Below are 12,681 nucleotides of genomic sequence, written 5' to 3' on the forward strand. Positions count from 1 at the left end.
TCTAGACCAAAGCGTTTTTCTGTTCTTGCAGAAAATAGAGAGGAGGGCCCATATGGACAACATTCAAACCTTTATTAAAGAAAGCGATGATTTTAAATCCATTGTCAACGGTTTACATGAGGGGCTGAAGGAACAGCTGCTTGCGGGTCTGTCAGGTTCCGCGCGTTCTGTTTTTACCTCCGCCCTTGCACAGGAAACGAAAAGGCCGATTTTCTTTATCACCCATAATTTATATCAGGCCCAAAAAGTGACGGAAGATCTGACGGCGCTTCTCGGGGATCAATCTGTTTTTTTATACCCCGTGAATGAATTGATTTCTTCAGAAATTGCGGTAGCGAGCCCTGAACTGCGTGCTCAGCGGCTTGATGTCATTAATAGATTAACAAACGGAGAAGCGCCGGTCGTTGTGGCGCCCGTTGCGGCAGTGAGAAGAATGCTTCCGCCGAAGGAGCTGTGGAAAAGCAGCCAGATCGTCATTTCACTCGGAGACGAAATAGAACCGGATCAGCTGTCCGCGCGCCTTGTAGAGGTGGGGTATGAGCGTTCCGATATGGTTTCTGCACCCGGTGAATTCAGTATTCGCGGCGGAATTATCGACATTTATCCGCTGACGTCGGAGCATCCGGTGCGAATTGAACTGTTTGATACGGAGGTCGATTCCATCAGAAGCTTCAATTCTGATGACCAGAGATCAATTGAGACGCTCAAACATGTGGCGATCGGACCGGCGAAGGAATTGATCATCAGGGCGGAAGAAAAAGCCCGTGCGATGGAAAGGCTCGATAAAGGGCTTGCCGACAGTCTGAAAAAGCTGAAGCAGGACAAACAAAAGGAAATGCTTCATATCAATATCTCACATGATAAAGAACGGTTATCAACGGGACAGACTGATCAGGAACTTGTGAAGTATCTCTCGTACTTTTACGAAAAGCCTGCTAGTTTGCTAGATTATACACCGGCAGACACGTTGTTACTGTTAGATGAGGTCAGCCGCATTCATGAAATGGAGGATCAGCTGCAAAAAGAAGAGGCCGAATTTATGACAAGTCTGCTCGAGGAAGGGAAAATTCTGCATGACATTCATTTATCCTTCAGCTTTCAGGAGCTTATGAGCGAAAAGCGGCGCCCGGCTATTTATTATTCATTATTTTTGCGTCATGTCCAGCATACAAGCCCTCAGAATATTGTGAATGTGACAAGCCGGCAGATGCAGAGTTTTCACGGGCAGATGAATGTGCTCGCAGGTGAAATGGAGCGCTTTAAGAAATCAAACTTCACCGTCGTCTTTTTAGGCGCAAATAAGGACAGAACCGACAGATTGGCATCCGTGCTGGCTGATTACGAAATTGAAGCCGCAAAAACGGACAGCTCCAAAGCGCTTGTGCAAGGACAGGTCTATGTCATGGAAGGCGAGCTGCAATCCGGTTTTGAACTGCCGCTGATGAAGCTGGCCGTCATTACGGAGGAAGAGCTGTTCAAAAACCGAATTAAGAAAAAGCCGAGAAAGCAGAAGCTGACAAATGCCGAACGGATCAAAAGCTATTCCGAGCTTCAGGTCGGTGACTATGTCGTCCACGTCAACCACGGGATCGGTAAGTATTTGGGGATCGAAACACTAGAAATCAAAGGCATTCATAAAGATTACCTCAACATTCATTATCAGGGCAGCGATAAGCTGTACGTCCCTGTAGAACAAATCGACCAGGTGCAGAAGTACGTCGGCTCTGAAGGAAAAGAACCGAAGCTTTATAAACTGGGCGGCAGTGAATGGAAACGGGTGAAGAAAAAAGTTGAAAACTCCGTTCAGGATATTGCCGATGATCTGATTAAGCTTTATGCGGAACGGGAAGCAAGCAAAGGCTATGCGTTCTCGCCGGATCATGAAATGCAGCGGCAGTTCGAATCTGCTTTCCCTTATCAGGAAACAGAGGACCAGCTCCGTTCCATTCAGGAGATTAAAAAGGACATGGAAAGAGAGCGCCCGATGGACCGTTTGCTTTGCGGTGATGTCGGTTACGGGAAGACGGAGGTAGCCATCCGAGCGGCCTTTAAAGCGATCGCCGACGGAAAGCAGGTCGCGCTTCTTGTGCCGACGACAATACTCGCGCAGCAGCATTATGAAACCATTATGGAGCGTTTCCAGGACTATCCGATTAACATCGGTCTTCTCAGCCGATTCAGAACGAGAAAAGAATCCAATGAAACGATTAAAGGCCTGAAAAACGGAACGGTAGACATCGTAATCGGAACCCACAGGCTTTTATCTAAAGACGTCGTCTATAAAGATCTCGGCTTGCTCATCATTGATGAAGAGCAGCGCTTTGGCGTAACGCATAAGGAAAAAATCAAACAGATCAAAGCTAATGTCGATGTGCTGACTCTTACAGCGACGCCGATACCGCGTACGCTTCATATGTCCATGCTCGGTGTGCGGGACTTATCAGTTATTGAAACGCCGCCGGAAAACCGTTTCCCTGTTCAGACATATGTCGTGGAATACAACGGCGCGCTTGTGCGGGAAGCCATCGAAAGAGAATTGGCGCGCGGAGGACAGGTATATTTCTTGTACAACCGCGTGGATGACATCGAGCGGAAGGCTGATGAAATTTCCATGCTTGTTCCCGATGCGAAAGTGGCATATGCCCACGGAAAAATGACCGAAAATGAATTGGAAAGCGTCATGCTCAATTTTCTGGAAGGGGAATCAGACGTCCTTGTCAGCACGACTATTATTGAGACAGGCGTAGATATACCAAATGTCAATACCTTGATTGTGTTCGACGGAGACAAAATGGGGCTGTCTCAGCTGTATCAGCTGAGAGGACGGGTCGGCCGTTCCAACCGCGTCGCTTACGCGTATTTTACGTACCGCAGAGACAAAGTGCTCACTGAGGTGGCGGAAAAACGGCTGCAGGCGATTAAAGAATTTACCGAGCTGGGATCAGGCTTTAAAATCGCCATGCGTGACTTGACGATCAGGGGAGCGGGGAACCTTCTCGGCGCCCAGCAGCACGGCTTTATCGACTCAGTCGGTTTTGACCTGTACTCGCAAATGCTCAAGGAAGCGATTGAAGAGCGGAAAGGCGATATTCCGAAAAGCGAACAGTTTGAGACAGAAATTGATATCGAGCTTGACGCGTATATTCCTGAAAACTATATACAAGACGGCAAGCAAAAAATCGACATGTACAAACGCTTCAGGTCAATCGCCACAATTGAGGAGAAAAATGAGCTTCAAGATGAAATCATCGACAGGTTCGGCAGCTATCCTAAAGAGGTTGAATGGCTGTTTACGGTTGCTGAGATGAAGGTATACGGAAAATATGAACGCGTCGAACTCATCAAGCAGGATAAAGACGCGATCAGATTTACCATTTCTGAAGAGGCCAGCGCACAGATTGACGGTCAGAAATTGTTCGAACTCGGCAATAAATACGGCCGGCAGATCGGACTGGGAATGGAAGGGAAAAAGCTGAAAATCTCAGTACAGACGAAAGGCCGCAAAACGGAAGAGTGGCTGGAGACCGTGCTCGGCATGCTGAAAGGCCTTCAGGATGTGAAGAAAGAAACAATCGCGTCTTCATAAAAATTGTTACTCTCTGGTGTATATTACATTTGATGTGACGGATACTAATTTCAAGCGAGTGGCGGAAGCTACATAAAGTAAAGAGCTTTAGTACTTTCCCTTAAATATCATCACATGAAAGAGAGGCACCAGAGAGATGAAAGCTACAGGTATCGTACGTCGTATTGATGATCTAGGACGGGTCGTCATCCCTAAAGAAATTCGGAGAACACTGCGGATCAGGGAAGGAGACCCGCTTGAAATATTCGTTGACCGCGACGGAGAAGTTATATTGAAAAAATATTCTCCTATCAGTGAGCTTGGCGATTTTGCGAAGGAATATGCAGATGCTTTGTATGACAGTCTCGGCCATTCCGTCTTGATTTGCGACCGTGACGCGTATATTGCCGTTTCAGGCAGTTCGAAAAAAGAATTTCTGAACAAAGCTATCAGCGATTTGCTCGAAAAAACGATGGATCAGCGCAGCTCAGTGGTAGAAAACGACGTGAAGACCGCGCAGCTTGTTAATGACATCGATGAAGATATGAGCTCCTATACAATAGCTCCGATCGTGGCAAATGGCGACCCTATCGGTGCCGTGGTCATCTTTTCCAAGGAACAGGCGCTTGGAGAAGTAGAACATAAAGCAGTAGAAACGGCAGCCAGTTTTTTGGCGAGACAAATGGAGCAGTAGGTCTTATTACCATTATTGAAATAAGAAAACGGAGAAAGAGCAGCTCTTATACAAGTGCTGTTCTTTTTCATATTCATATGTGCTCTCTATCGGTTCGACCGTTAGGATTGTGATATAATAAGCTCGTTTTATAGACGTAATTTTCTAGCGGCTGGAAGGAGCTTTTGGATGAACGATTCAGTTGGCGCCAAGCGGCAATCGGCATGGAAAGGTGCTTTTGTGCTCGTCGTTGCGGGTATCGTGACGAAGATATTAAGCGCCGTGTACAGGGTTCCTTTTCAGAATATTGTCGGTGACGTCGGATTTTACATTTATCAGCAGGTGTATCCGTTTTTAGGGATCGCGGTCATGCTGTCAACATCCGGTTTTCCGGTAATCATCTCAAAATTAATGAACGATTATAGCAATCATAAACAAAAAATAATGAAAATTTCCGCCCTTTATGTCACGGCGGCCGGACTTGTTCTGTTTGCGCTCATGTATGCCGGCGCGGCGCCGTTGGCCGGTTTTATGGGTGACGCCCGCCTTGTGATGCTGATAAGGGTCGCGGCGTTCGCTTTTATACTGTTTCCGTTTACGGCGGTTTTCAGGGGGTATTTCCAAGGTGTGCATGATATGATGCCGTCAGCCTTATCCCAGATTACGGAACAGCTTCTTCGCGTGGCGGTGCTTCTCGGTTTATCCTTCTGGCTTTTGAAAAGCGGCCGTTCATTATACGCGGCGGGTGCGGGTGCGGCCTCGGGATCAATTGCCGGAAGCTTGGCGGCCCTTTGTGTATTGGCTGTTTTTTGGTATAAGCGGGAAGAAACAAAGAAAGACGGCGGACATATCGAAACGGCCGTCATTGTAAAAAAGCTGCTGCTTTATTCAGTCACCATCTGTATCAGCAGTGTACTCATGCTTTTGATTCAGCTTGTAGACGCCTTAAACTTATATTCACTGCTTTCAGACGGGACGGAGAGCCATGCCGCGAAACAGCTGAAAGGCATATATGACCGCGGACAGCCGCTCCTTCAGCTGGGAACCGTGTTTGCCGTCAGTATCGCCGCGTCATTGGTTCCTTCAATTTCAAAAGCGGTGCATGAGAATAAGCCGTTTATCATAAAAGAGAAAGCAACATCAGCCGTCAAGCTCTGCCTTGCGATAGGGATCGGTGCATCAGCCGGGCTTTTTTGCATTTTAGAGCCGGTGAATATCATGCTTTTCCAAAACAGTGAGGGGACGCAGACCTTACACATATTCAGCTTATCTATCTTTTTTGCCTCAATTGCGCTTACGGCAGCCGCGATTCTGCAAGGAGCGGGACATACCGTTTTCCCCGCCGTATCCGTTTTAGCGGGAGGGGCGCTGAAATGGGTGCTGAATGTTTGGCTGGTCCCCGGCTGGGGTATTACAGGAGCGGCACTGGCGACCGTCTTGGCATTTGCCGCAGTTGCGTGCCTGAATCTCCGGAGAATTTGGTCGAAGGGCTGGCTGACGAATATCGGAGGCGTGATTGCCCGTCTGTGCTGGTGCAGTCTGCTGATGGTCTTCTTTCTGCTCGTATATATGAAGCTATGGCAGTTATTTGTTCCTGTCAGCAGGGCCGGAGCTGTATGTGAGAGTCTGTCTGCGTCAGTCATCGGAGGGCTATTGTTTATTTATTGTATGATAAGAATGAAGATTTTCACGGACGAAGAGCTGAGCGGCCTTCCTTTCGGCAGTGCTTTAAGCAAATTGAAAAAGAGGAGAGAAAAACATGGCAGGTAACATTACGGTCGTCGGCCTCGGCGCCGGAGACATGGATCAGTTGACAGTGGGCGTACATAAGCTGCTGACTCAGGCGAAGCATATATATATAAGAACGAAAGACCACCCTTTGATTCCGGAATTAGAGCAAGAGACGGAAGCGGACATCCGGTATTTTGATGATATTTATGAAAAACATGATCAGTTTGAAGCGGTCTATGAAGAGATCGCGGACATTCTGTTTGAAAAAGCGAAGCAAGAGGATGTCGTCTACGCTGTGCCCGGGCATCCGTTTGTCGCTGAGAAAACCATTCAGCTGTTATTTGAACGCCGGGAAGAACAACAGATAGCTGTTCATACTGCCGGAGGGCAAAGCTTTCTGGATGCCACTTTTAATGCTTTGCGAATTGATCCGATTGAAGGGTTTCAATTTACGGATGCGCAAACAATGACGCCGGATGAGCTCGAACTCCGCCATCACCTGATCATTTGCCAGGTTTATGACCAGATGACGGCCTCTGAGGTAAAGCTGACGCTTATGGAGAAATTGCCTGACGACTATGAAGTGGTCATCGTCACGGCAGCCGGAAGCAAGGGAGAAAAGATGACCAAGGTGCCTTTGTTTGAACTTGACCGCAATGTAGAAATAAATAACTTAACAAGCGTGTATGTTCCGCCGATTAAAAAAGAAGAACTCCTTTACCAGGAATTTTCTGCATTCCGAAGTATTATTCGCGAGCTTCGCGGGCCGAACGGCTGTCCGTGGGATCAAAAGCAGACACACCAGTCATTAAAGAAATATATGATTGAGGAATGCTACGAACTGCTTGAGGCCATTGACGAAGAGGACACGGATCACATGATAGAAGAACTCGGGGACGTCATGCTTCAGGTTATGCTGCACGCCCAGATCGGGGAAGACGAGGGGTATTTCTCAATTGATGATGTCATCAGAGACATAAGTGCGAAGATGGTCAGACGGCACCCGCACGTGTTTAAGGATGTTAAGGTTCAGGGTGAACATGATGTCGTCGCCAACTGGGAAGAAATCAAAAAGGCGGAAAAGCAAACAACATCCTCTTCATTGCTGGATGCCGTGCCGAAAACACTGCCTTCTCTTGCAAAAGCGGCCAAGCTTCAGAAAAAAGCCGCAAAAACCGGCTTTGACTGGGATGACGTTCAGGATATATGGGATAAAGTAAATGAAGAGCTGAAGGAATTTTCTGCAGAGGCTTCCGCCGAATCAGCAGATGAAATCAGCTTAAAAGCTGAATTCGGCGATGTTTTATTTGCATTGGTCAATATCGGCCGATACTATAAAATTGAGCCTGAGGAAGCGCTCGCCATGACAAATGACAAATTCCGCAGACGCTTTGCTTATATTGAGAAAGAAGCGGCAGCAAAGGGACTTGAATTGACCGCAATGTCACTTGAAGAAATGGACAAATTGTGGGATGAAGCAAAAGAAATGGAGAGGAGATTCTGATATGAGACTTGATAAGTTTTTAAAAGTATCCAGATTGATTAAACGCCGCACATTGGCGAAAGAGGTCGCCGATCAAGGGAGAATCACAGTTAACGGGAATCAGGCGAAAGCCAGCTCAGACGTAAAAGCCGGTGATGAACTGACGGTCCGCTTCGGCCAGAAGCTTGTCACCGTGAAGGTAAACGAATTGAAAGAAACAACGAAAAAAGAAGAAGCCGCGGGCATGTATACAATCGTCAAGGAAGAAAAACTCGGCGAATAGGCTTGTTCTAAACAAGGCTCCCGCCTCATACAATGCAGTAATAATGCTAAAAGTATCGAGGATATGGGGGCTGAATAGATGAATTCATATTATGAGCAAAAAGGTTCTTCTTCTGTTCCGGAACAGCATGATGTAACGATGAAAGGGAGAAAGCATTTAGACATTTCGGGCGTCAAGCATGTAGAAAGTTTTGACAACGAAGAGTTTTTGCTGGAAACGGTTATGGGAATGCTTTCCGTCAGAGGCGAGAACCTGCAGATGAAAAATCTTGATGTGGAAAAAGGGATTGTATCTATAAAAGGCAGGGTGTTTGACCTTGTATATTTAGACGAGCAGCAAGGGGATAAAGCTAAAGGGTTTTTTAGCAAGTTGTTTAAATGACGCTGACCACCCAATTTTATACGATGCTGGCAATGACCGGTATGGGCGCCTGGCTCGGAGCGTCGCTTGATACATACAGGCTGTTTGTCAGCCGCGCCAAAACGGCCAGATGGCTGTTATTCATTCATGACATTCTCTTTTGGATTGTACAAGGTCTGCTGTTTTTCTATGTGCTGCTCAACGTGAATGAAGGAGAACTCAGGGTATACATTTTCTTGGCTGTCTTACTGGGTATTGCGACGTACCAAAGCCTGTTTAAACGAATGTATATAAAAATACTGAAATTTGCCATTCATCTTGCGGTGTCTCTTTACCAATTCGCAAAAAAGCTCATTCAGCACGTGCTGTTCCGTCCGGTGCTTCTGCTCTTTAAGCTGCTCATCGGGCTGATCACGGCTATTTCTTTATACTCCTATCGGGTGAGTGCCTTTTTTGCGAAGTGTCTTTTTAAGATCGTAACGTTTTTGCTGTATCCGCTGTTTTTCCTGTTGAAACAATCATTGAAACTTCTTCCTGAAAAGTGGCGTCTTACTTTCAAACGATATTTTCAAAAAAGTGCAGGATTTTTACAAAAGAGCAAGAAACTAATCATAACAATCAGATCGACCATGATACGTATTTTGAAAAGGTGAAAGGAGGACCGTCTGATTTGAATCTATCTAGAGAACGTACAATAACTGAAATTCAAAACGACTATAAAGAGCAGGTTGAACGGCAATCCCAGCTTATGAAAAGAAGGCGGAAAGGGCTTTTCAGACGGTTGATCGTATTCGGCGCCCTTGTGTTGTTGACGGCTATTGTCTTAGCGGGTTCTCTTTGGTCACAGACCTCTTCCCTTAGCGCAAACGAAGAAAAGAAAGCTAGGCTGGAAAAACAAGTAAAAGAATTGAACGCGAAACAGGCTGATTTAAAAGATGAAATTTCCAAATTAAAGGATGAGGATTACGTCACAGAGCTTGCCAGAAGAGACTTGTTTATGTCAGGAAATGGTGAGATTCTCTTTAATGTAGAGAAGAAGAGCAAGTAGCCTTGTTGACACTTAAATTTTTATTTAGGTATAATTAAACAAACGATCTTTTTATAAGCCTAAGGAGGAGCACTTTTTTTATGTCGATTGAAGTTGGCAGCAAGTTGCAAGGGAAAATAACAGGTATTACAAATTTCGGAGCATTTGTTGAATTGCCTGGAGGCTCAACCGGTCTCGTTCATATCAGTGAGGTAGCCGATAATTATGTAAAAGACATTAACGAGCATTTAAAAGTCGGCGATCAAGTTGAAGTGAAAGTCATCAACGTTGAAAAAGACGGGAAAATTGGTTTATCAATTAAAAAAGCTAAAGACCGTCCGCAAGCCAGACCTAGAAATGATTTCCGTCCGAAAGAATCTTTTGAACAGAAAATGAACAAGTTTCTTAAAGATAGCGAAGACCGCTTATCATCTTTAAAACGAAACACGGAATCAAAACGTGGAGGGCGCGGAGCAAGAAGAGGATAACTTGCTGCTTTCTATAAATACATGGAGCATCCGTCTATCCCAGCGGGTGCTTTTTTTGTATGTACCCGTATAGTCAGAAAATTAAAACTTTAAAGTTCCTGTTGACGGAATGAAGAAACCTTTGTATTATATAACTTGTGCTTATAAGCACCTATATGGCGGTGTAGCTCAGCTGGCTAGAGCGTACGGTTCATACCCGTGAGGTCGGGGGTTCGATCCCCTCCGCCGCTACCATATATATATGGCCCGTTGGTCAAGCGGTTAAGACACCGCCCTTTCACGGCGGTAACACGGGTTCGAATCCCGTACGGGTCATCAAGCGAATCGGCTTCTGTTGCAGAAGCCGATTTTTTCATATTTAGACAACTTTTTGAGAAATGTCGGAGGAAATACGAAAGGAAAGGGGAACAAGGGAGAAAGCGTCGAAGAGTTCTTTGGAATTGTTACCTTCTTTTGACAAAATCCTATCTGGGCTTTCATTTATAATGACAAGCAACGAATAAAACAGGTGGGGGATGAGAGCAATGGAAAAAGCAGAAAGAAGAGTGAACGGGCCGATGGCGGGACAAGCTCTGGAAAAACTGCAATCGTTTTTTGAAAAGGCGGCAAAGCTTACAGTCCATCAAGCGCATTCACTTTTTTTCTATAAGGGTTTCATTTATGTCGTGATCGGATTTTTACTTGGACGGGCTTTCATATTATCTGAGGTTCTTCCGTTTGCGCTGCCGTTTTTCGGAGCGATGCTTTTGATCAGAAGAGATAAAGCCTTCTATGCCTGTCTGTCTTTACTTGCGGGCGCTTTAACCATTTCGCCGAAACACTCTTTATTGATTCTCACAGCTTTGGCCGTCTTCACTCTATTTTCAAAAATCGGTACATATATCGTGCAGGACCGAGTGAAGATGCTGCCGATCGTGGTGTTTTTCTCTATGGCTGCCGCGAGAATCGGATTTGTTTATTTTGAGAGCGGCGCTTTTACCACCTATGATTATGTGATGGCTGTTGTCGAGGCGGGCCTGGCCTTTATTTTGACGCTGATCTTTTTGCAAAGCCTGCCGATCTTCACGATCAAAAAAGTGAAGCAATCGTTAAAAATAGAAGAAATTATCTGTTTTATGATCTTGATCGCATCCGTTTTAACCGGGCTTGCCGGTGTTTCATTTCAGGGAATGCAGGCTGAACATATCCTGGCCCGCTATGTCGTGCTGAGTTTTTCCTTTGTCGGCGGGGCAAGCATCGGCTGTACGGTCGGTGTGGTGACCGGACTGATCCTCGGGCTTGCGAATATCGGGAATCTCTATCAAATGAGTCTGCTTGCGTTTTCCGGGCTTCTTGGCGGGCTGCTGAAAGAAGGAAAGAAAGCCGGAGCCGCAGTCGGGTTAGTGATCGGCTCACTGCTGATTTCATTATATGGAGAGGGGTCTGCCGGATTAATGACCACTCTTTATGAATCTTTGATTGCCGTTGTTTTGTTTTTGATTACGCCCCAATCGATTACGAAAAAGGTGGCGCGATACATACCGGGCACTGCTGAGCACAGTCAGGAACAGCAGCAGTACGCGAGGAAAATCAGAGATGTCACCGCCCAGAAAGTAGACCAGTTCTCCAATGTGTTTCATGCCTTGTCGGAGAGCTTCGCCACCTTTCATCAGACGTCTTCCGATGAGCAGGCGGAAGAAGGGGAAGTGGATCTCTTTTTAAGCAAAATCACCGAGCATTCCTGCCAATCCTGCTATAAGAAAAGCAAATGCTGGGTTCAAAACTTTGATAAAACATATGACTTAATGAAACAAGTTATGCATGAAACAGAAGAAAAACAGTATGCCTCAAACCGCAGATTAAAAAAGGAGTTTCAACAGCACTGTTCCAAATCCAGACAGGTGGAAGAGCTGATTGAGGACGAACTTGCCCACCATCACGCCCATCTGACACTGAAGAGAAAAGTTCAGGACAGCAGAAGGCTTGTTGCCGAGCAGCTGTTGGGGGTTTCTGAGGTCATGGCGGACTTTTCTCGGGAAATAAAACGGGAGAGGGAGCAGCATTTTATTCAGGAAGAACAAATGATAGAGGCGCTTCAGCATTTCGGAATCGAGATTCAGCATGTCGAGATATACAGCTTGGAGCAGGGCAATATTGATATCGAAATGACAATCCCGTTCAGCGGAGGACACGGCGAGAGTGAGAAAATTATCGCCCCGATGCTGTCTGACATTCTTGAGGAGCAGATACTTGTCAAAAGCGAACAGCACTCGACTCATCCGAATGGCTACAGCCATGTCGCGTTCGGTTCGACCAAGTCGTACCGGGTCTCGACAGGCGCAGCTCATGCGGCAAAAGGCGGCGGCCTTGTCTCCGGAGACAGCTACAGCATGATGGAACTGGGGGCGAGAAAGTATGCGGCCGCGATCAGTGACGGCATGGGCAATGGGGCGAGGGCCCATTATGAGAGCAATGAAACGATTAAGCTGCTCGAAAAAATCCTCGAATCAGGTATTGATGAAAAAATAGCGATCAAAACGATCAACAGTATTCTGTCTTTACGGACGACAGACGAAATCTACTCAACTCTCGATCTTTCTATCATTGACCTTCAGGATGCAAGCTGCAAATTCTTGAAGGTCGGTTCAACGCCGAGTTTTATCAAGCGGGGAGATCAAGTCATGAAAGTTCAGGCCAGCAATCTGCCGATCGGCATCATCAATGAATTTGATGTGGAGGTTGTAAGTGAACAGTTAAAAGCGGGAGATCTGCTCGTCATGATGAGTGACGGTATTTTTGAAGGGCCGAAGCACGTTGAAAACCACGACCTGTGGATGAAACGGAAAATGAAAGGGCTGAAAACCGAAGATCCTCAGGAAATCGCTGATATATTAATGGAAGAGGTCATCAGAACACGTTCCGGTCAAATCGAAGACGATATGACAGTGGTTGTTGTCCGGATTGATCACAACACGCCGAAATGGGCTTCCATACCGGTGCCGGCGGTTTTCCAAAATAAAAAGGAGATTTCTTAATCCTTTCGTATAAATCACTTTCCTTCTGGCGAAGATGGGACTAATCGTATCACCGGG

At 46.2% G+C, this 12,681-nt stretch carries 10 protein-coding genes and 2 tRNA genes; all 12 read left to right on the forward strand.

Translation table 11 applies throughout. The features are described 5' to 3' along the window. Positions 1-52: 52 nt before the first annotated feature. The 12 genes from mfd to spoIIE all read left to right on the forward strand — a co-directional run bounded on the left by mfd (position 53) and on the right by spoIIE (position 12,624). Positions 53-3,586: a transcription-repair coupling factor gene (gene mfd / locus OQ477_RS20260; RefSeq protein ID WP_033575247.1), complete on the forward strand. Its 3,534-nt coding sequence runs from the start codon at positions 53-55 to the stop codon at positions 3,584-3,586. Positions 3,587-3,722: 136 nt separating this feature from the next. Next, positions 3,723-4,259, forward strand: a complete 537-nt coding sequence (gene spoVT, locus OQ477_RS20265) for a stage V sporulation protein T (RefSeq protein WP_151295848.1) — start codon at positions 3,723-3,725, stop codon at positions 4,257-4,259. A 168-nt stretch (positions 4,260-4,427) separates the two neighbouring features. Further along, positions 4,428-6,008, forward strand: coding sequence for a putative polysaccharide biosynthesis protein (locus tag OQ477_RS20270; RefSeq protein ID WP_265973568.1), 1,581 nt, complete (start codon positions 4,428-4,430; stop codon positions 6,006-6,008). Next, on the forward strand, positions 5,998-7,473 hold the full coding sequence (gene mazG / locus OQ477_RS20275) for a nucleoside triphosphate pyrophosphohydrolase (protein WP_265973569.1): 1,476 nt from the start codon (positions 5,998-6,000) through the stop codon (positions 7,471-7,473). The genes OQ477_RS20270 and mazG overlap by 11 nt, the downstream gene beginning before the upstream one ends. A gap of 1 nt (position 7,474) precedes the next feature. Further along, on the forward strand, positions 7,475-7,735 hold the full coding sequence (locus OQ477_RS20280) for an RNA-binding S4 domain-containing protein (protein ID WP_007409934.1): 261 nt from the start codon (positions 7,475-7,477) through the stop codon (positions 7,733-7,735). Between the two features lie 78 nt (positions 7,736-7,813). Beyond that, positions 7,814-8,116: a sporulation protein YabP gene (yabP, locus tag OQ477_RS20285; protein ID WP_004264638.1), complete on the forward strand. Its 303-nt coding sequence runs from the start codon at positions 7,814-7,816 to the stop codon at positions 8,114-8,116. Further along, a complete protein-coding gene (gene yabQ, locus OQ477_RS20290) occupies positions 8,113-8,748 on the forward strand; it encodes a spore cortex biosynthesis protein YabQ (protein ID WP_265973570.1) in 636 nt (211 codons plus the stop codon). Before yabP ends, yabQ begins: the two co-directional genes overlap by 4 nt. A gap of 17 nt (positions 8,749-8,765) precedes the next feature. Continuing rightward, positions 8,766-9,143 carry a cell division protein DivIC gene (gene divIC / locus OQ477_RS20295; protein ID WP_032858294.1) on the forward strand — a complete coding sequence of 126 codons (378 nt, stop codon included), beginning with the start codon at positions 8,766-8,768 and terminating at the stop codon, positions 9,141-9,143. Positions 9,144-9,223: 80 nt separating this feature from the next. Then, a complete protein-coding gene (locus tag OQ477_RS20300) occupies positions 9,224-9,610 on the forward strand; it encodes a S1 domain-containing RNA-binding protein (RefSeq protein WP_004264630.1) in 387 nt (128 codons plus the stop codon). A 157-nt stretch (positions 9,611-9,767) separates the two neighbouring features. Further along, positions 9,768-9,844, forward strand: a tRNA-Met gene (locus OQ477_RS20305). A 9-nt stretch (positions 9,845-9,853) separates the two neighbouring features. Next, positions 9,854-9,925, forward strand: a tRNA-Glu gene (locus tag OQ477_RS20310). Between the two features lie 209 nt (positions 9,926-10,134). Next, positions 10,135-12,624 (forward strand): stage II sporulation protein E, encoded by a 2,490-nt coding sequence (gene spoIIE, locus OQ477_RS20315; RefSeq protein WP_007409936.1) that lies wholly within the window; start codon positions 10,135-10,137, stop codon positions 12,622-12,624. Positions 12,625-12,681 lie beyond the last annotated feature (57 nt).

Origin of the sequence: Bacillus sp. ChL18 (assembly GCF_026241425.1) — a bacterium.
GTDB classification, from domain to species: Bacteria; Bacillota; Bacilli; order Bacillales; family Bacillaceae; genus Bacillus; species Bacillus velezensis.

What these genes read in the sequence shown, in the direction of transcription:
- mfd (WP_033575247.1), top strand. Translation starts at nt 53, where the DNA reads ATGGACAACATTCAAACCTTTATTAAAGAAAGCGATGATTTTAAATCC.
- spoVT (WP_151295848.1), top strand. Translation starts at nt 3,723, where the DNA reads ATGAAAGCTACAGGTATCGTACGTCGTATTGATGATCTAGGACGGGTC.
- OQ477_RS20270 (WP_265973568.1), top strand. Translation starts at nt 4,428, where the DNA reads ATGAACGATTCAGTTGGCGCCAAGCGGCAATCGGCATGGAAAGGTGCT.
- mazG (WP_265973569.1), top strand. Translation starts at nt 5,998, where the DNA reads ATGGCAGGTAACATTACGGTCGTCGGCCTCGGCGCCGGAGACATGGAT.
- OQ477_RS20280 (WP_007409934.1), top strand. Translation starts at nt 7,475, where the DNA reads ATGAGACTTGATAAGTTTTTAAAAGTATCCAGATTGATTAAACGCCGC.
- yabP (WP_004264638.1), top strand. Translation starts at nt 7,814, where the DNA reads ATGAATTCATATTATGAGCAAAAAGGTTCTTCTTCTGTTCCGGAACAG.
- yabQ (WP_265973570.1), top strand. Translation starts at nt 8,113, where the DNA reads ATGACGCTGACCACCCAATTTTATACGATGCTGGCAATGACCGGTATG.
- OQ477_RS20300 (WP_004264630.1), top strand. Translation starts at nt 9,224, where the DNA reads ATGTCGATTGAAGTTGGCAGCAAGTTGCAAGGGAAAATAACAGGTATT.
- spoIIE (WP_007409936.1), top strand. Translation starts at nt 10,135, where the DNA reads ATGGAAAAAGCAGAAAGAAGAGTGAACGGGCCGATGGCGGGACAAGCT.